17 protein-coding genes are annotated in these 20,013 nt (G+C 39.5%); 6 read left to right on the forward strand and 11 right to left on the reverse strand.

Going from position 1 to position 20,013, the window contains the following annotated elements:
- Positions 1 to 9: 9 nt before the first annotated feature.
- From AA0Y26_RS18105 to xylF, 3 genes are all read right to left on the reverse strand, one after another.
- On the reverse strand, positions 10 to 1,164 hold the full coding sequence (locus AA0Y26_RS18105; protein ID WP_413368300.1) for a sugar ABC transporter permease: 1,155 nt from the start codon (positions 1,162 to 1,164) through the stop codon (positions 10 to 12).
- A gap of 10 nt (positions 1,165 to 1,174) precedes the next feature.
- On the reverse strand, positions 1,175 to 2,701 hold the full coding sequence (locus AA0Y26_RS18110; protein ID WP_413363431.1) for a xylose ABC transporter ATP-binding protein: 1,527 nt from the start codon (positions 2,699 to 2,701) through the stop codon (positions 1,175 to 1,177).
- A 97-nt stretch (positions 2,702 to 2,798) separates the two neighbouring features.
- A complete protein-coding gene (gene xylF / locus AA0Y26_RS18115) occupies positions 2,799 to 3,887 on the reverse strand; it encodes a D-xylose ABC transporter substrate-binding protein (protein WP_413363432.1) in 1,089 nt (362 codons plus the stop codon).
- 151 nt (positions 3,888 to 4,038) lie between these two features.
- On the opposite strand from xylF, the gene AA0Y26_RS18120 reads away from it, so the two are divergent.
- From AA0Y26_RS18120 to AA0Y26_RS18130, 3 genes are all read left to right on the forward strand, one after another.
- Positions 4,039 to 5,214: an ROK family protein gene (locus tag AA0Y26_RS18120; RefSeq protein WP_413363433.1), complete on the forward strand. Its 1,176-nt coding sequence runs from the start codon at positions 4,039 to 4,041 to the stop codon at positions 5,212 to 5,214.
- Between the two features lie 504 nt (positions 5,215 to 5,718).
- Positions 5,719 to 6,087 carry a hypothetical protein gene (locus AA0Y26_RS18125; RefSeq protein WP_413363434.1) on the forward strand — a complete coding sequence of 123 codons (369 nt, stop codon included), beginning with the start codon at positions 5,719 to 5,721 and terminating at the stop codon, positions 6,085 to 6,087.
- A 733-nt stretch (positions 6,088 to 6,820) separates the two neighbouring features.
- Positions 6,821 to 7,651, forward strand: a complete 831-nt coding sequence (locus tag AA0Y26_RS18130; protein WP_413363435.1) for a glycerophosphodiester phosphodiesterase — start codon at positions 6,821 to 6,823, stop codon at positions 7,649 to 7,651.
- Between the two features lie 161 nt (positions 7,652 to 7,812).
- Here the strand turns inward: AA0Y26_RS18130 and AA0Y26_RS18135 are convergent, their stop codons facing one another.
- Positions 7,813 to 10,038, reverse strand: a complete 2,226-nt coding sequence (locus AA0Y26_RS18135; protein ID WP_413363436.1) for a YcdB/YcdC domain-containing protein — start codon at positions 10,036 to 10,038, stop codon at positions 7,813 to 7,815.
- A gap of 249 nt (positions 10,039 to 10,287) precedes the next feature.
- Complete coding sequence (locus AA0Y26_RS18140; RefSeq protein WP_413363437.1) at positions 10,288 to 11,169, reverse strand: AraC family transcriptional regulator; 882 nt, start codon at positions 11,167 to 11,169, stop codon at positions 10,288 to 10,290.
- A gap of 256 nt (positions 11,170 to 11,425) precedes the next feature.
- Between AA0Y26_RS18140 and AA0Y26_RS18145 the strand changes: the two genes are divergently transcribed.
- Together AA0Y26_RS18145 and AA0Y26_RS18150 are read left to right on the forward strand one after the other, a co-directional pair.
- A complete protein-coding gene (locus tag AA0Y26_RS18145) occupies positions 11,426 to 11,701 on the forward strand; it encodes an Atu4866 domain-containing protein (RefSeq protein WP_413368302.1) in 276 nt (91 codons plus the stop codon).
- Complete coding sequence (locus AA0Y26_RS18150) at positions 11,701 to 12,432, forward strand: SDR family oxidoreductase (RefSeq protein WP_413368303.1); 732 nt, start codon at positions 11,701 to 11,703, stop codon at positions 12,430 to 12,432. The genes AA0Y26_RS18145 and AA0Y26_RS18150 overlap by 1 nt, the downstream gene beginning before the upstream one ends.
- Positions 12,433 to 12,699: 267 nt before the next feature.
- On the opposite strand, the gene AA0Y26_RS18155 is transcribed toward AA0Y26_RS18150, so the two are convergent.
- On the reverse strand, positions 12,700 to 13,563 hold the full coding sequence (locus AA0Y26_RS18155; protein WP_413363438.1) for a hypothetical protein: 864 nt from the start codon (positions 13,561 to 13,563) through the stop codon (positions 12,700 to 12,702).
- Between the two features lie 900 nt (positions 13,564 to 14,463).
- On the opposite strand from AA0Y26_RS18155, the gene AA0Y26_RS18160 reads away from it, so the two are divergent.
- Positions 14,464 to 15,639: a hypothetical protein gene (locus AA0Y26_RS18160; protein ID WP_413363439.1), complete on the forward strand. Its 1,176-nt coding sequence runs from the start codon at positions 14,464 to 14,466 to the stop codon at positions 15,637 to 15,639.
- Between the two features lie 270 nt (positions 15,640 to 15,909).
- Here the strand turns inward: AA0Y26_RS18160 and AA0Y26_RS18165 are convergent, their stop codons facing one another.
- From AA0Y26_RS18165 to AA0Y26_RS18185, 5 genes are all read right to left on the reverse strand, one after another.
- Entirely contained in the window at positions 15,910 to 16,086 is a 177-nt protein-coding gene (locus tag AA0Y26_RS18165; RefSeq protein ID WP_413363440.1) for a hypothetical protein, read from the reverse strand.
- Between the two features lie 535 nt (positions 16,087 to 16,621).
- Entirely contained in the window at positions 16,622 to 17,479 is an 858-nt protein-coding gene (locus AA0Y26_RS18170; RefSeq protein WP_413363441.1) for a hypothetical protein, read from the reverse strand.
- Entirely contained in the window at positions 17,466 to 18,275 is an 810-nt protein-coding gene (locus tag AA0Y26_RS18175) for an ImmA/IrrE family metallo-endopeptidase (protein WP_413363442.1), read from the reverse strand. The genes AA0Y26_RS18170 and AA0Y26_RS18175 overlap by 14 nt, the downstream gene beginning before the upstream one ends.
- A 6-nt stretch (positions 18,276 to 18,281) precedes the next feature.
- Complete coding sequence (locus AA0Y26_RS18180) at positions 18,282 to 18,653, reverse strand: helix-turn-helix domain-containing protein (RefSeq protein ID WP_413363443.1); 372 nt, start codon at positions 18,651 to 18,653, stop codon at positions 18,282 to 18,284.
- Between the two features lie 619 nt (positions 18,654 to 19,272).
- Positions 19,273 to 19,716 (reverse strand): hypothetical protein, encoded by a 444-nt coding sequence (locus tag AA0Y26_RS18185; RefSeq protein ID WP_413363444.1) that lies wholly within the window; start codon positions 19,714 to 19,716, stop codon positions 19,273 to 19,275.
- Positions 19,717 to 20,013 lie beyond the last annotated feature (297 nt).

Genomic DNA, 20,013 nt, shown 5'->3' on the forward strand with positions numbered 1-20,013 from the left:
GCCTCCTCATTATTTGTTCTTGCTCACCATATCAATCCATACGGCCAAAATTAAAATCAAGCCTTTTACGATATACTGCCAGTAGGCACCGATGTTCATCATCGACATCCCATTATCGATAGACGCCATAATGAGCGCACCGATCAATGCCCCGAAAATACGTCCTTTTCCGCCCATCAAACTTGTACCGCCGATGACACAGGCGGCAATCGCATCAAGCTCGTAGCTATTGCCTGCCGATACGGTTGCTGCATTTAACCGCGCCGTCAATAACACGCCGGCTAAACCGGCCAATGCCCCCATGATGACAAATACACTTAATGTATTGCGTTTGATGTTGATCCCCGACAATGCCGCTGCTTCCGGATTTCCACCCATTGCGTATACACGGCGCCCAAAGGCCGTTTTATTTGTCACGAACACAAATAATAAAGCCGTCGCCACAACAATCAAAAATGGTGTCGGGACCCCTAAATAACGGTTTAGCATATACGTAATAACCACGATGAACACAGAGTATAAGACCACTTTTCCATAATCCAAACTAGCCGGCACCAGCAGTAAGCCCATCTCATTACGTTTTTGGCGGTTCCGTACTGTGGTCACGATCAGCACGATAACGGTAATGGCAACGATGATGTAGGCGATCATGTATGGCAGATAGCTATTGCCGATCTGCTTGAAGCCTTGATTTAAACCCGCTACTGTCTGGCCGTCCGAAAGACCGATCAAAATCCCGCGGAAAATCAGCATACCGCCAAGCGTCGCAATAAAGGCCGGTACTGCCCGGTAGGCCACCCACCAGCCTTGCCATAAGCCCAAAACCGCACCGACCACAACAGCCGTCAGCACAACAAGCGGTGTACTCCAGCCCTGCCACACCTGCAGCATGGCGGCAATCCCACCTGTTAACCCGACAATGGAGCCGACGGATAAATCGATATGACCGGCTACAATGACAAGGGTCATCCCGATCGCCAATATGGCAATGACGGACATTTGCGTAAATAAGTTCGAAATATTCCGTGACGATAAAAACTCCCCGCCCGTCAGAACCGTAAAAATGACAGCAATTCCTACCAATGCAATGATGAGCGTATACGATTGAATATCAATCTTGAACGGGAGTTTACTATTTTTGCTGCTGATCTCCGGCTGATTCATTACTGCTTGTTCATTGGACAACTTTCTCTCCCCCTGTCGCACATATCATGATTTTTTCCTGTGTTGCTTCCTCGCGCGTAAACTCTCCTGTAATCCGGCCGTGGCTCATGACCAAAATGCGGTCAGACATGCCGAGCACTTCCGGAAGCTCCGAAGATATCAAGACAATGCCTACCCCCTGCTGAACCAGTTCATTCATAATCTTATAGATTTCATATTTGGCTCCGACATCAATTCCCCGTGTCGGCTCATCTAGAATGAGGATTTTCGGATTGTTCATAATCCATTTGCTCAGTACAACCTTTTGCTGATTACCGCCGCTCAGCTTCCCGACCTCTACATCCAGATTGGGGGCTTTCAGCTTCATGCGCTGGGTAATCTCCTGTGCATTTTTTACTTCCATTGCCTGATTGATCATGTTCAGCTTCATGACTTTATTCAGCGCAATCAATGTCGTATTTTTCGTGATGTCCATCCCGAGGACAAGGCCGTATCGCTTGCGGTCTTCCGATACGTACGCCAATCCTTCCTTAATTGCATCCGCGGGCATCTTTATCTTTACCGGCTTGCCGTCAATCGTGACGGTGCCTGCTTTCTTACCGGGCATTCCGCCAAACAGGCTGATAAACAGCTCGGAGCGTCCTGCCCCCATCAGACCCGAAACCCCTAAAATCTCGCCTTTTTTCAAATCAAAATTAATACCCGAGACGACGGCTTTTCCCGCCTTATCATACGCACTATAATTTTCCACACTGAGTACTTTGTCGCTGCCGATGTCACGCGGTTCATACGGGAACAGCTCCGTCAGCTCGCGGCCCACCATCTTCGTAATAATTTTGTCCTCGTTCAATGCCGAAATCGGGTCCGTTGAAATAGTCTTTCCATCCCGCAGAATGGTGACTGAATCTGCAAGCTCCATTACTTCTCCGAGTTTATGTGAAATGTATATACACGATACACCTTGTTGTCGAAGTTCATTCAGCAGCTTTACTAGTACGGCTACATCACTTTCCGTTAATGCCGCTGTCGGTTCGTCCAGAATCAGGATATCTGTCTTTTTCATTAATGCCTTTGCAATTTCGACAAGCTGCTGTTTCCCGACTGTCAGTTCCTTTACCGGAATCTGCGGGTCTACGTGCAGCCCCACTTTCTCCAAAGCAATGATTGCCTGGCGGTAAATTTCATTCCAGTTAATGATCCGCTGGCGCATCAGGTCATGCCCCAAAAACAAGTTTTCCGCAATCGACAGCTCGCCGATTAAAGCCAGTTCCTGATAAATTATCGCGATCCCTGCATCCTGTGATTCCTTAATATTCTTAAAGCTCATTTCCTGATTGTTAATGAAAATACTGCCGGCATAAGTACCAGCAGGATAAACACCGCTTAATACCTTCATCAGCGTCGATTTTCCAGCGCCGTTTTCACCACAGAGCGCATGTATCTCACCTTTACGGACTGCAAACGTTACATTATCAAGCGCTTTTACGCCGGGGAATTGTTTTGTGATACCTCTCATTTCAAGTGCGTACGTTTCCATCCTCTTCCCTCACTAACGTTTTATTTTCAATAGTATTAATTATCAGAATTATTGTTTGAAAAGAAAAGGGAGATTGAATCTCCCCTTTTTTACATCATCACTTCTCCGGACGCTCATTTTCCGGCACGTTTTTATACACGTCTTCATAAGAATGGAACTCATCCGCAATCACTGTATCCACCAGATCGTCTTTTCCTACAGAAACCGGATCCAGCATGACATACGGTACATCGATCAATCCATTATTCACCGATGAATCAGCCGATACTTCTTCACCCTCGCCAAGCTGAACAGCGATTTCCGCGCTTTTTTCCGCAATCGCTTTAATCGGCTTGTAAACAGTCATTGTCTGTAAGCCTTCTGCAATGCGCTGCACACCTGCCAAGTCGGCATCCTGCCCAGAGATTAATACTTTCCCTGCCAAATCCTGACCCGACAGCGCCTGAATCGCACCACCGGCAGTATTATCATTCGATGCAACGACTACATCGATTTGGTTTTTCGTTGCTGTTAACGCATTTTCCATAATTTTAAGCGCTTCGTTTGCATCCCAGTCCTTTGCCCACTGGTCGCCGACAATCTTGATATCGCCTTTATCCACTAAAGGCTGGATAATATTCATTTGACCTTCACGGAACATTTTTGCATTGTTATCTGTTGGCGAACCACCCATCAGGAAGTAGTTGCCCGTCGGTTTTAAATTCACTAAATACTCTGCCTGCATCTCGCCTACACGGATGTTATCAAAGGAAACGTAGGCATCGATTTCAGCGTTGTTGATCAACCGGTCATATGCGAGTACCGGTACACCCTCCGCTTTTGCCTGCTCCACCACTGTAGACAATGAATCTGAATTAATCGCAATAATGACAAGTACATCGATATTTTGTGACAGCATGTTTTGGATTTGCGACAGCTGCTGTGCTTCATCCCCATCCGCTGACTGCACAATCACATCTGCCCCCAGCTCCTCTGCTTTCGCCACGAAGAAGTCGCGGTCATTTTGCCACCGCTCTAATGTTAAGTCAGAAACGGATAAACCGATTTTCAGCTTATCGTCCCCGCCCTCATCGGAAGAACCATTTTCCGTGCCGGAAGAACTTCCGGCATCCTGACCGCATGCCGCCAAAACCAGCACGGATAGAAGCATTACAACAAACAAATGTAACCCCTTACATTTCTTCATAAACATCCTCCTTTTATTACAAGTTAATGTAATTTAAAGAAATAATAGCACACCGCTTTTACTTTGTCTATCGCGTAAACAAAGTTTTTTATTACTATACAAATCTCTCAGAAAATCTCTATAATTGATTAGGAGGAAGGGAGGGATCGTCATGTCATGGAATCAGCAGCTTGGGAAAAAGCTCAATAAAGAAGCGATTTTACAGCAGATTCTGCTGCAGAAAAGGATTTCACGAAATGAAATTATCAACAATACACAATTAAAAAAAGCAACTGTCGCAAACCTCGTAAAAGAGCTGATCGATGAGCAGCTAATCATCGAGGCCGGCAAGGAAGCTTCCACAGGCGGTCGCCGTTCCACTCTTTTACAACTCAATGAGCATGCAGGCTATTCCATCGGGATTGATATCGGTGTTAACTATTTAAGAGGCATTATTACGAATTTGAACGGCGAAATTATATTCGAAAAAAAATATGCTGTTACGGATACAACATTGTCGGTGTACAAGGAAAAAATCATCTCCTTCATTCACCTGCTGGCAGCCAATGTGCCGGCCAGCCCCTATCACATTATCGGTATGGGGATCGCTGTGCCCGGCATCATTGACCAGGAAGGCATCATTTTAAATGCCCCAAACCTGAACTGGAAAAATGTCGACCTCGTCTCTATGCTGGCGGAGCATTTTGATTTCCCGATCTATATTAGCAACGAGGCAAATGCCGGAGCCTATGCGGAGTTTTCATTGATCTCCCATATGAAGCAGCAGAACATTTTGTATGTCAGTATCGGGTACGGGATCGGTCTCGGGATTATTATTAACGGCGAATTGTTTTTGGGAGAGCACGGCTACTCCGGCGAAAGCGGCCATATGATCATCCACATGAACGGTAAAACTTGCCGCTGCGGTCAAAAGGGCTGCTGGGAAGCCTATGCTTCCGAGCATAACCTCGTCCAGCAGCTGGAGGAGGCAACCGGCATCAGCGATTTAACGCTGGAAGATGCGATTCAATTGATCGAGGATAACGCTGTGCCCGATGCCATCATTCAGCAATACAGCGAATACGTCTCTATCGGCCTGATGAATTTAATGAATACATTTAACCCTTCCAAAATTGTCATTGGGAACAGAATCGCGCTCCTGAAGCCTTTTATCGAACAACCGATCAAAAGCATCATTTCAAATCAGGCGAGCTCGTTCTTCCCCCAGCAGGTGGAGGTCCACTTCTCCACTTTAATCGACAAAGGAAGTGTGCTAGGTGTTGCATCGATTATCATTCAGCAGTTTTTACAATCCTATAGCTCAGAACATGTGCAGCTGGAAGTCTAGAGTGGAGCCGATACATTTTCAGCACAAGACGAATAGCCATCTATCCGAAACTTCAGGATAGATGGCTGTTTTGCGGAAAGTGCTGCACTGTCGTAAACGAGAACAGCCAATGCCGAGGCTCGACAGAAAGAGAGTCGACATTATTCGAGTTCTATTTATGATTATTTACATAGCTATCAAATTCGCCTATCATAAGAAATCCTCGAAATTTTTGCAGGCTTCTAAAAATATTATTCATATATAACAAGTTTCTTATGAGAGAAAAATAAATTGATATTTAGTTGATTGTTGATTTACTCTATCAGAATAACGTTTCGAAAAAAGAAGAAATGTTTACCCCCCGCTCTTTTACTTCAGCAACAAGCCCGGGCTATAAAATCCACCTAACTTTCCGATACGAAAGACGCCATTTAGCACACATGAAAAATTCTCTAAAAAAATCATTAAGAAATGTCCCCTTTTTACCCATTCATTTCGATTCTTTAGATAAAGGGGGAATGTAAGATGAATTGGCATGATGAAGAAGGAAGGATATCTAGGAGCAGGCTGCCGGTAGAAGGTCCTGTTACTCTCGTTTATCCAACAGTGGCTGTGAAAGTCGGCCTGCTTGAAGCCATTTTCCTGCAGCAAGTACACTACAATGCCCAGTTTTCAAAAACAACAATCGAAGGCTGTAAATGGTTTCAATGCACGAACGAAGGCTGGCTTTTGCAGATTCCATTCTTATCAAAAAGCACAATTGAGCGGCTGATCAAATCCTTGCACAAAAGGAAGCTGATCGAGAAAAAACGATTCGACCACACAGGCACCTATTACCGCGTTCGGTATGATGAATTACAGAAATTGTTAGATGTAGACATACCGCCAATTTGACTAGACGTCAATTTGTCGTATGCGTCTGTTTGATGGTAACTGTGCGTCACTTTGATAGGAACTCCGCGTCTGTTTGACGATAACTGTGCGCCACTTTGACATGCAACTACACACCAAATTGGTGGACAGAGCACGTCAGATTGGTGCACAAAAACAGCCGCAAACCCCGCTGCATCAACGGCTCCCGGCGCCCTAAGAATTAAAGAAAGAATTAAAGAAAGAATTAAAGAAAAAAATAAAAGAAGTATTACTGTATCCTAAGATAATGGGACAATAAAATTTTAACGAGGGACATGGGGATTGGTGTTTTTTAAAATATTCCTTTTCTGAATTAATGCTAAGCAGCAGCGCTATCCTGTTTGATATAAAGGAAACCCCATCCATTATCAGTAATTTTTAAGAGGCATAAAACCTGGAGACAGCAGAAACCGAGTATTGAAAAACTCTATAGAGATGTGTACAGAAGCAATAGTTAGTTGGAGAATACGTATCAAGTCTACTTACCATTTATAAAGTAATAAGCATCCCGAAACACAAAAATTTATCTTGGGTATTTTACAAAATATACAATTACAGCACATCTATTTGATTAGCTGATTTGTAAACAATCGTAAGGATAAAGGCCAAATTTCGTTTACACACTCTTTATGAAACTACCAACCTCTCTACATCTCCGTTTAACATCTCTCTTTTAAACTAAATTTGTATCATATTTCAGATGGGAGATGGAGAAATGAGCAAAAAACTATTAATCGGTACAGGAGTGGCCTTATCCTTATTATTCAGTCCATTCAGTCAAGGGTCGGCAGAAGGACCAACACCAGGCGAAAGAAAACAGGTGGAAAATGTAGCACATCGCGGGGCAACAGGTTATGCACCTGAAAATACAATGGCGGGTTTTGACCTGGCAGTGAAGATGAAAGCCGATTATATTGAAATCGATCTCCAAAGAAGTAAAGACGGTAAATTAGTGGTGATTCACGATACGACCGTTGACCGCACAACAGACGGCACAGGAAAAGTAGGAGATTTAACATTTGAACAGCTCAGAAGTCTTGATGCAGGCAGCTGGAAAGCGGAACAGTTCGCAGGAGAACAAATCCCGACATTCGAAGAAATCCTTGATCGCTACCACGGGAAAATCGGCATCCTAATCGAATTAAAAGCGCCTGAGCTGTACCCTGGCATCGAAGAACAAGTAGCAGCTGCGTTAAAAGAACGGAATCTCCATAAACCGCAAAATGAAAAAATCATTCTTCAGTCTTTCAACTTTGAATCGATGAAAAAAATGGACAAGCTTCTTCCTAAAGTGCCGATTGGTGTATTAACTTCCAACCGTTCGCACACAACAGCTGAAGCCTTACAAGAATTTTCAACATATGCAGATTGGTTCAACCCTAGTTACGGCATCGTGACGGAAGAATTAGTAGACCAGGTACACGCTTTAGATATGCAAATTGGTTCATGGACAGTACGAAGTCAAGAAGCTGCAGACTTCCTATTCGATATGGGCGTTGATGCCATCATTACGGATTATCCGGATTATGTAGATCCTAGAAAATGATAGTTTTCTAGAATAGAATACTAAAAGGAGCAGCATGTGCTGCTCCTTCTGATGGTTTAGAAATCGATGATTCTGTGCTTTTCTTATGCCCCAAGTGTATGGCTGCCCGAACAAATATGATGGAACGTTATTTATCGGGGCTTTGCTCATCTCTACACTTATTAATAGTTGTCGATCTGGTATTCGTTCATTTTATGGGCTAAACGAATTGTCACTTGTGCCAATTGTGCATACGTTACTTCACTTTTTGGCTTCAGTTCATTATTTTGCGCTTCTAGTAAGCCCATTCCATACGCTAATGCCACATAGCCGCGCAGGTCCTGATCTACTTGTCCAGCATCACTGTAATTCAGCCCATATATATCGCGAAGCTGCGCTACGTTATGCAGCTTCAGCATACCAACTCCCCATTTTGCCAGTTCCTGATTTGAAAGGGAGGCAGTCGCATTGAACGTTTTAGTAGACGCATCAAGCATACCCATTTTTACTGCACGTGTGACATATTGGTATAAAGGATGACCCGGCGTAATATCCGTAAACGATTGATCCGTCGCTTCATTCTCATGATCTCTCGGTTCATAATACATATGTGTGACAGATTTCATTATTACCTTTAGCGCTTCCTCTTTTGTAACGGGCGCATCTGGATTGAATGTTTCATCTGCCTCTAAAATACCTGCCTGAATTAAATAGTTTAATTCCGCCGCAGCTGTTGGATGCTCGATTGTCGGCTTATCTGAACTCGCCATGCCATAATCCAGCCATTCCCCTGTTTTGGCATCAATGACAGCATACGGGCCTTCACTGAAAACAGGTTGATATACGAGGCTGTAGTGCTGCTCACTTTCCACTTTTGGATGGTTGGCATATTGCAAGTTCAGCTTTAACTGATCTTTCAACAACTCAGTTGCTTTCTGTTGTGTCAAAATATCTGTTGCTGCCGGCCACTGTATATCATCATATGCGTTCACATCCAAACTTAATAAATCCCCTGTTTTTGTGTCGACGCTTACCGAGATTTGGTCTCCTGCTACCGTTATACCATTTACGATACGCGGGAACGTAAAGTAATAGCTGTCATTATAATTGTGGTAAAGGCCCTCCTCTATCGGTAATGCATACTGATGTGCATAGGAAGGTGCCCATTCTTTCACATAGGCAGTCGCCTTTTCTAATGCCTGCTGCCGTGTTAATTCCACTTCCGACTTACTGCTATCATCTTCTATTTCGAGGCTGCTTTTAATATCTCTATATTTAATAATTTCCCCTGTTTTTTTATCAATTTTTAATTCAGTGCCTGTCCCGCCATTTGCGTAGTGATACATATAGTTAATGTTATATACTGCCTTACCAGTCTCTGTTGTTGTTTCATTAATGGATTCGATCTTTAGCTTAACGCCTTTTTGATCTGTTGCAAGCACCTTCTCCGCCAGCGCCTGTGCCTGCCCTGCTGTAACGTTCGGCTGTTTTGCCGCTAAAGGTGCCGTCACAATCGGTGTAATCGTTGGGTTGGCTAACGTGGAGGACAGCCCTTCCGTTGTCAGCCATTGCCCGGTAACAGCATGGACACCTGATCTAATCTGGCTATTCGGCTGATACACAAGCTTTACTGTATGATTGCCTGTTGCATAATCCGTTTCAATCCTGTATGACAACTGCGCCTTCAATGCATCCTGTAAACGTTTGGCCATATCGGCTTCACTTTGTTTCTTGGACAGATCATCATACGTAAAATTACCTGCTGCCGTTTGTGTTTTATAATAAGATGCTACTGTGCCATCCCCTAATACACCGATATTGATAGATTGATCGGAAATCGGTACACCAGACTTTTTCTTCGTATACGTAAACATATATTGAACCGGCTGCGTTAAAAGAGACGATGAATAATAATTGTATTCATCTGGTACAAGCTCATACTCTCCGGCTTTATCGAACTTTTTAATAAACTCATCCGCCGCTTTTTGCGCTTCCCCTTTTGTATATTTTGCCGGGAACAATACATCCTTTGAATTGAGTGGCTGGTAATGGAATTGCTCCAACTCCAGCTTCTCTCCAACAAATGTTAAGCTTCCATATTCATGACGGTTCCCGACGTTCCTTGAGAAACTAAGCTCATAACGCACCGTAGGGTCTTTAGGATCCGAGTAGCCTGTCCCCATATAAAAATCCTTTTCCGTTACATTTGGGAACCCATCTGGAAACAGCTCCCGAAAACGCTTCATTAAATCATTCTTTGTTACCGCTGCATTCGTCTGCGCCACTTGAATCGGCAATGTCTCCATCCGCTCATTTACTAACGCTGTAGCGCTTGCCATCGGTGCCAATAAGCCAACTGACAATGCTGTAGCGGATAACAATACACCCGCCTTCTTAAAAGTACTCATTCTACATCCCCCTGTCTCTTTTTCGTAAAACATCTGTTTACACTTTCATTATACGTAATTTGGAAATAAAAAGTTGCATATTTTCTAAAATTAACCAAAAAATTTAAAACGCTCCTGCTGGTTTGCAGGAGCGTTTTAGGTTATTCCTCATTTGCCATTCTCTTTATTTCTGTCTATTTAACATCAAAAAATAAAAGAATCATGAACAAGTCATGATTCCTAAGGGAATTTCAAGCATAATAGCGGCTGCTAAAACATTTCCCGCAAACGCTGTATGTCCTTCATTGGGGGCAGGCCAAACTTGCGGCTGTATTCCCGGCTGAAATGCGATGGACTTTCATAGCCTACCTGGAACGCTGCTTCCGCCGCTTCCATACTTTCCGTTAAAAGCATTCGGCGTGCTTCCTGCAGCCGAAGCTGTTTCTGATACTGGATCGGGCTCATGCCCGTGATTTCCTTGAAATGGTGATAGAAGGATGAAGCGCTCATGCTGGCCTCTTTCGCTAAGTCGTCCACCTTTAAAGGTTGAGCGAATTCTCGGTTCAATACCCCAATCACCTTTGCGATGCGCTGGGCCTGACTGCCTACAAGGGCAAAGTGCTTCAAGGAATTATTCTCATCATTCTGTAGAATCCGGTAAATGATCTCACGCTTAATACTTGCGGCAAGGACCGGTATATCGTGCGGAGTTTCCAGCAGCCTAATCAGCCGTAATACCGCTTCCAGGAGCGATTCGTTTATACGGGTGATTTCCAGACCGCGTCCTGTGAATTCACTAGACATTCCTTGATTCGATGATTGAATAACTTCGAAAATCTGATTCATATCAAGCTGCAAATTGACACATAAATAAGGTTCTTCAGGTGAAGCCGCCACGACCTGTCCTGTAATCGGCAGATGAACAGACGCAGTCAAATAGCTGGCCGAATCGTACTGATAGCTTTCTTCACCGAGCATGACCAATTTTGTTCCCTGAGCCACAATGCATAGGGAAGGCTCATAAACAGAGTAAACAGGCTCAGAAACGCGGGAGGTACGAACAAACCGCAAGCCTGGTATAGCTGTCTCAGACGTCCCATCTACCGTTACGTTTCTCTCAATCAACTCTGCTAATTCCTTAATCCGCTCCATGGCCGTTCCCCCACCTTTTCCATTAACACGTATGGCTTTCTTATTCAATATATTATATTTTGTTGGAGTATTAGGCAATCATTTCATAAATACCGGCTACCTCCCCTTTGGCACTGAAGTTCATAATGTGTGTATGGGCAGGCACTTCAATAAGATAGACAGAAATGGAGCAAGTTTCATTTATGCTCTTCAATCACTCTCATTCTATCTAGGTTTTAGTGCTGCCTATCGTTTACATGTGGAAGGAGATAAGGAAATGAAAAAAGAACATGCTGATTTACATCCCTATACAGGCATCTGGGTAACCGCGGACGGCCATATCCGGCACGAGCTGCTTCCGAACGGACGGTACGACGAAGCACGCGGCAGCAAAAAAAGCGCCTATCAAGGCAGCTATACTATCGAAGGCAACCATATCGAATATGTCGATGATACAGGCTTTACTGCTGACGGTGATTTTATCGACGGTGTACTTTACCATGCAGGTATGGTGCTCTATTTAGAAAAACCTAGTGAAGGGGGCAACAAATGATGTCTGCACTTAATGGAAAAGTAGTGGTGATTACGGGAGCAAGCAGCGGAATCGGTGAAACAACAGCTCGACTGCTCGCAAGTCTAGGCGCTCATGTTGTCATCGGGGCAAGACGTTTAGAAAGACTGGAGACATTGGCATCTGACATTCAGGCGGATGGCGGTTCTGTAGTCGTCCAGCGGCTCGATGTAACGGAACTGGAACAGATGCAGGCGATCATTGAAGCAGCTCAAAGTCGTTTTGGACGAGTGGACGCGGTGATCAACAATGCAGGGGTGATGCCGCTCTCTTCGCTGGAAGCACTGAAGATCGAGGAATGGAACCGAATGATCGATGTCAATATTCGCGGTGTCCTCCATGGCATTGCCGCAGGTCTTCCCGTCATGAAAAAACAAGGTTTCGGACATTTCATTAATATCGCTTCCATCGGTGCCTACGAAGTGAGCCCGACAGCAGCTGTCTACTGCGCGACCAAATATGCCGTACGTGCCATAACGGATGGACTCCGGCAAGAGACTGCAGGGCAAGGCATCCGTGTAACCCTTGTATCGCCGGGCGTAACGGAATCAGAACTAGCCGAGAGCATTACCGACAACGAGGCAAAGGAAATCATGAAGGAATACCGCCGTACCACTCTCCCAGCAACGGCTATTGCCCGTGCTATCGTTTATGCGCTGGAACAGCCTGAGTATGTCGATGTAAGTGAACTGGTCATTAAACCCGCCATGTAGATTAAACAAAGAGACATTACTAGCAACTATAGATTTCCCCGTTACAGCATCCATAGTTGAAGAGAAATATATGCAGCAAAATACCCCCAAGTCCCATTCAATGTGGGACCTGGGGGTATTATTTCTTTTGCAGGTTTATCTCCTATTCAATAGCTTTATTGCGTTGTATGTATTTCTTTATAACACCTTTTCTCCCCTAAACTAAACCGGTTGGCCTTATACTATTCCTGTTATCACGAATTTAAAATAAGCCATCTCTGTTCTATATTAGTTAGTACTCACTTGAAAAAGCTCATAATAACGATCCTTATCTAGCTCTTCATATTTCAAGTCAATATCAAACCACTTCAATATTTCTTGACTCATTTCTCCCACGATAAAAGGTATATCATTTTCTTTCGCAACTTTCTTCATGTCCATCGTCTGCTCTAAATTAGACTCCGTCATCATTTGATAACGGTAAACTACTTCATTTTGATTGCTGGGTTGAAAAACCACTTTCCAAACAAACCTTGTCTCATCGGAAGCGTTGGATAAACTTGCATAATGGACATAAGGTACCAAATAAATACCTTCAATCTCTTCATAAGAAATAATATGCTGTTCACCCCTCCAGTTGCTTGTAATCAATCCCTTTTCTTCATGGATTCCTCTATAATCAGAGAACATGAGATAATTAAAGGCAATCAGGAAAATAACGTTTCCAATAATAATTATGTTCAATAAACTTTTTCGTTTTAAATCGGGATTAAGAAATCGAGCAGCAAATAGGAAGAGGAGAAGCACAAAAGCACCGAAAGACAACTCTCCTAGTGTACCTGATACAGGTTCATAAATAATAAATTGTTCATCTACAAAAGTATTTTCTTTTAGATCGTTATAAGACCCATACAAATAGGTTAATAGCGGATAAATAAAAAAGAAAAAAATATAGTTCAATACCCAGGGCTTTCCTCTATATTTAAATTCAGACTTTGAAGTTCTGGTTATTTGACCCATGATGTAAAGAGGAAGACTAATAATCCAAAACATGATATTGGCAACGATAACCTCCTGATGAAAGGCTATTGCACAGCAAAGCCCCAATAACAAACTAAAAGCAATTATAGTAATCCCAGCGAATTTTCTCATTTTACCCCTCCATTTTTAAGTATAAGTAATCTTACTTTACTTCTGTCATTAGCGTATCATATCCATTAGTCCAGGTACTTCGCAAACTGGCCCTATTGTGGAATAAGAAAATATTCTGCCTATCGACACAAGTTTTCAATCAAACTTTAGTATCAATTATCACTTTTTGTTTCAAATAATCGTACTTTGTTTTAAATAATCAATCTTTTTACAAAACTACATTTGAATAAAATCGCTACAAATGAAAGGCTGAAAATGATCGTTTTTTTATAAAAATTAAATTCAAACTAAAATAAAATAGCAATTAATCAATCGTAAAACTTCCTAAAACAAAATAAAGCATAAAGCTTCCAAAAGGAAACTTTATGCTTTACGTCATAGCACTCAGTGAAACTCAATGATTTCGTATGTATGGAGACGGCGGGAGTCGAACCACTCTTCATTAAATAGCTTATAATATCAGCATTTATAAAGGTTTTCAGCACTCTTCTAAGATTGCTAAATGCCAAATTAAATGCCATTTAACTAAATTAGCGTTGTCGGGGGCAAATTTTCATTTTAAAGTTATATTATATAATGAATTAAACCTGAACCAAAAAATAAAATATTATATTGCACAGCTATTAAAGACAAATTTAAGGTGAATTAGAACAAGGTGTTGCACCATAATCATTGGAGTAAAAAATCTATCCTTATGGGGGTACTTCAAATTTCATAAGGTGCTTCAAAAACATATACTTATGTCAATTCATTATTCTTGTAAAGGCAAAGTATCTTGCATCGTCTTTTTAAAATCTTATTTGACCACCCTTCACTTAGAAGAAATTCACATTTAATTTTTATGTATAAGACAATTTTTTTTAGAAATACTTTTACATAAAAAGTTTAGGTGAGTAAAATATGAATTTTAATATTCCAGATAATTTTAATAATATGTCTACTTCGGATAAGTTAGTGTTCGCTGAAAGTTTATTTATAGATGGAAATTCTATTCGAAAGATAGCAGGGCTATTAAAAATGAGCAATGGTAAAATATCCGATTATTTAAAGAAAAAGGGATATACCATTACAGCTCGAGTTGGTAATACTGATTATAATCGACAAGCATTATTTGAAAGGCTTGAAAATATATGGTTAGCGAAGGGTGGAAGTATTAAGAAACTTTGTATAGAAAATCATACAACGCCTACTAGCTTTATAACTTATTTACGTTCAAAAGGACATGTTATAAAGCCCCATAGAAATCCTCGAAATGAAGAAGCCAGAGAGGAAAAGCTACGCAAGGCAGAAGGATTATTCTTACAAGGTTACACAGTAAGTGATGTAGCTAGAAAAGTGAAAATAAATAATGCTGTTTTGGCTGATTATTTAAAAGCAAGAAATATCGATGCATTAAACTATTGGAAAATTCCGCTTGCAAATGAGCGTATATTTGAAGTTATAGATACTGAACAAAAGGCGTACTGGCTCGGTTTTTTCTATGCTGATGCCAATATAACAAATCAAGAACACACTTACAGTTTAGATATAGTTTTAAAAATAGAGGATATTGATCATTTAGTTAAACTGAAGAATTTCCTGCAAACAGATGCTAAAATAACCGAAAAAATTATTAAAAATAAAAATGGTAAAATATATCGAGCATGTAGACTAACTATCCATAATAAAAAAATGATTAAAGATTTAACCTCTAAAGGGTGTGTACCCAAAAAATCACTAATTATTGAGTTCCCTGACGAAACTATCTTACCCTCTAATTTAAAAAGTCACTTTATCCGAGGTTATTTCGACGGAGACGGTTGTCTATATATTCCCAAAAAAGCAAAGAAAGGCCCCCCACAAGCGACTATTTCATTTTTAGGAACTAAAAATTTCCTGTTAAGAGTACGAAAAGAACTTAGTCTCACTGATACCGTACTAAGAAAAAGAGGAAATGTTTATATAAGTGCCCATGGTGGAAACTCTCTGGTTGATAATTATCTAAAACAAATTTATTACAACGCGACAATATATTTAGAAAGAAAATATCTAAAATACCAAGCGTTTTTAGCAAAATACAGTAAAAGAGGAGTATAAAAAGTTCATTTTGTCTTCCGCACTTGAAATATGAATCGCCTCGCAACTGAGAAATCGAGCCATTTTCTTGGACAAGATAAACGTAATAACGTTTTTTAGTAGGCAATACCAAATAGCTTATGTACCATGAGCTTACTCACATTTAAATAAAACTAAACAGCCAGTCACTGATTTAATATCAGTAACTGGTTGAATCATCATTCTCTTATATATCATTAACTATATATGACCTCTTTAAATAAAGAATTAATACATACCTTCCCCTTATATTTAATTCACATCTAATTTATTTTTTAACTTTGATAATAAAGCATTCATCGAGTTAATTTCATTTAAGATATCTAAATTTAAATGAGTATTAACGTATCTTAAATCAGCTAAAGATCTATGAATAATTAACACATTTATTTCAATAACCTCTACAGCTTTTTCCGAAATATCTTTCATATGCATATCCTCTCCTAAAAAGAGACACCCCGAATCAAACATGACAAAAAACATTTTAGCTACTTAGCGAAATGGTTAGTCACATTCAATACGGGGTGTTCCCATTTGAATATTTTATATTATTAACTTTATTATATAATAAAAAATGAATCTGCATATTTGTTTTATAAAAAGTTAGCGCTAGATGTGAGGTAGGAATAAAGCTTAACTAAAAAATGCCCTTCAATGTTTGCTTAACAGCTAGTGTGAGAACTCCATTTTAAAAAAAGTTAATCATTTTATAATAGTGTGGATCCATAATCGCGCCCGATTGTTGAAGAGATAAATTACTATGTCTTGTTAAACTAAAGCCCCCGTTAGTTTAAGTGTACATCTTCTCAAACTCATTCATATTTCAACATAAATATCCAACTAAGATGAAGATAATTTAATCAGACATAGGTAGGTGTTACTTTATTATTTTACTACAAACTAACCTTTTCCTTTAACATATCCTAAAAAAAGAAAGCAGCTAGTAGCCACTCTCTTTTCATAATTAAAATTCAATATGATATTTGTCTATCGAATCTACAAGTTTTATAAACTCATTTGTATCCAAAACTCCTTTATATCTATGAGAGGTTCTGTCATCTAATAGCTCAGTATATATAACAGTCCTTGGATTAGAGCGTATTGACAAAATGTCACTGGATTGAATCCTTCCATCCTTACAAGCCTCTGCAATTAATATATCTGTCGTTTTGAAAGTTATAGGGATTTTAACATTGTTTGTTAACTCCATTTTCCCCAAATTGTCCATGATACTTTCTTTGATAGTTAAGCTTCCCTTATCACTTGAAAAAATGGTAATTCTACCTATCTTTGAAGAATAGTGATGGACCAATAAGTACGCTAAAACTAGAATAGATGTTTCTCCCGCATTTTTTCTAAGTTCAATTGTTTCTCCACCTGGTCCAGTTGTTTCATTGATTTCAAAAGCATTGTCGCAAAAATCAGCAATCCAATTTTCAGGAAGATCTTGCTCCCTAGCGTAGTAACTTTTAAATTCGCCTATCTTTTTTCTTGCTTTTGTAATGGAGGAAGTAGCGTAATCAAATAGTCTCATCAAACGATAATCTTGATAATCTACCAATCTAGTATAGTCTTCTTCTTCAGATAGAATGTAAGATGGTTTTGGAATGCTAGCTAAGTACTGAAGCCGACTATCACTGTGAGCTATTTCACTATGTACCCATTCTGGAGTCAGAATTATGTCATAGTTATCGAATATCGTATTTGCTGGAAAAAATGTTTTATTTTGAATGCAAAACTCTAAGTTATTATTGTCGATAATTAGAATACGAAGGTTATTCCCCCTTTGAATCCCCTCGTTTAATTCCTCATATTGCCCCACTTTCTATTTTTCCTTTCACAACAAGAAACTTCTCTTCTAGTTCGTCTACGAATATCTTTGTTTCGGAATATGCTCGATCGTCTGGGGATTCCTTACTTTTCTCATCAACTAGATTTTTTAACTTTCCTAAATCTACAATAAGAGATGGCTCAACCAAAGTTTCATCTAAAGATAGATGCTTAAAGATGGTTATCCATTCTTGTCTTGTTAATGATTTGTCGAAGTTTTTCTTTATCTCATCCTGAAGCTCCGTATTCCTATACTTAATAGCCAGTTCATACAACTGTATTAGAACTGCTTTATAAGGAGCTTTAAAAGCATCCATGCACCGTGCAATTCGATGAATAAAATTTGTCTCTATTTCATCAATATCGAAATAAAAAGTATATAATTCCTGCCCCATCAACATTTGACTAGCAAAATAATCTGCTTTTCTTTCTGTCAAGTCGAACTCTGTAGATATGTCGTGAGAAGCTGACAGAGAATCCGTTTCAGTTAGATGGTAAATTTCATGCCAATAGATAAAGTATTGATATAAACGTGGCTGGGCTGTATTGATAACAGGGACCTTGAATCCATTAGGCAGTTCTTTAATAGCTCCTCCCCAATCAACATCCGGAATAGGAATTTGTATTAAATAATGATCCTCCAGAATTTGTATAGCTCTCTTCTCTGGAGACATTTTACGGTATTTAGATAAGAGAGGATCAATTGATTGTATGTGACTAGTTATTTCTCTACTAATGCTTTTATTTGCTTCTACGGTTTTATCTAAATTCTCACCAGTTATTCTCAATTTTTATTACTCCTTTATATAAAGAGCTGCGACTGTCAGCAATTCATCTAAATCGTTTAATAAGCTTTGTGCTTCTTTGCTTCTTTCAGGTGATGAAAAAGCATGATCTGAGTACTGAGTTGTTGGCATTTGCCATTTTTCTGCTGTGTCAAACGCGGTTTCTAGGAAAAACTCTATAGGAACATTTAATGCATCCGTTATTTTTTTCATTTGTTCTTTATATGTGTTAGGATTAGGGCTATTTCCTTCGAAAATTTGATTCAAAGTAGGCCTAGAAATTTCCGCCATTTTAGCAAACGAAGATTTTGTGTAACCTTTTAGACGAAGAAAAGCTAATAAATTTTTTCCGATTGTTTGTTGATTGTTGAATAATTTCATTTAAAACACCTCCGTATATAAATTTAAGGGTTGCTCTGCTTACATTATACACTAATATCACACACTAATGTAAAAATAAATTTTACAACTTGTAAAAATATTGTACCCTTTTTGACAAGTAATTATTCAGTTTAATTTAAAAAGCTTAAGTTAGAATTGTTATGTTTTATTTATTCGCTTGAAATTACCTCTTGTAAGCATGTGCGATAGTTAAGTTTATTTTATAATTATTTGAGTTTGAGTAAACTTTAATCTTTAATAGCTATGTTAAAAGTAGAGGTTGACCTAAAAATACACATAAAAAATGAGCTGGAAAATGTATCTCCAAACCGCTCCTACTTTAATATTTAGACATTAATTTTTGGATAAAGTTTCAACTCCTTATTTTACTAAACTGACCCGTTAGTTTAAGTGTAATCCTTCACAATCTCAATTGAGTATAAAAATACGTTTTTACTTTCCTCAACAATCTGGCCCAATTGCTGAATATCGTTATTAAACTAAAGCCAGATTTAGCTCAATAAGAAGTCCAACGGATTGGTTTTTTATTTGAAGAATGTAAAGAGAATAAGCGATAAACCAAATAAATCAGCATTTGCAAATCAAAGCTGCTTCTTACCTAACAGTCTTTATTAAATAAATCTTTGTTGTGCATATATAACTTATAAAGATAGTTATAAAAGACTTCTGTGCTTTTTAATTGAAGATTAAAGTAACCAGTACCACCTTCGCAATTCTTAAGTAAATAAGAAAAACCCTCTAAACCAAGTGCATGAAGCGGATATTGATTTAATCGCATAATATCCTCTTTTCCCTTTATTCGATAGAGATGTCTTTTATCTGTAACACGAAGTTCTTGATTCTCTAGTAATCTGAAACGGTCATAACATTTCTCAAGATTATAAAACTTAAGATGATTATAATGAATAATTATTTTTCGACTACCTAGATTCAACGGAAGATAATAATCTTTTTTATAAGAATGCTTCTTTTTTAGTATTTCTGGATTATCAAACGCATATTTTTCCAATAATTCTTTGCCTTTCTCAACAGGCTCCATCATAGATTTTCACTCCTACTTTATAGCGACAACAAAAACAGTACTTTTTTATTCACTAAAATAACCTTTATTTAAACAAGGAATGACTTCGGTTTAATATTTTCTTTGGTAAACTCCCATGCGTCCCCCATTGGTTTGAGTACTTCATATTTTTGACCTATCCATTCGTCAAAACAGTAATGTCATTAGTATTATGTATTTCTTTATATTGATTGTTCGCAACATGGAGATAGCTTTTATATATATGAACTTTAAACTCTTCATGTAAAATACTATAACCACTTATTAAATCTTTGTCCC

The sequence above is a fragment of the Lysinibacillus canaveralius genome, from assembly GCF_047301505.1.
Classification (GTDB): Bacteria; Bacillota; Bacilli; order Bacillales_A; family Planococcaceae; genus Lysinibacillus_B.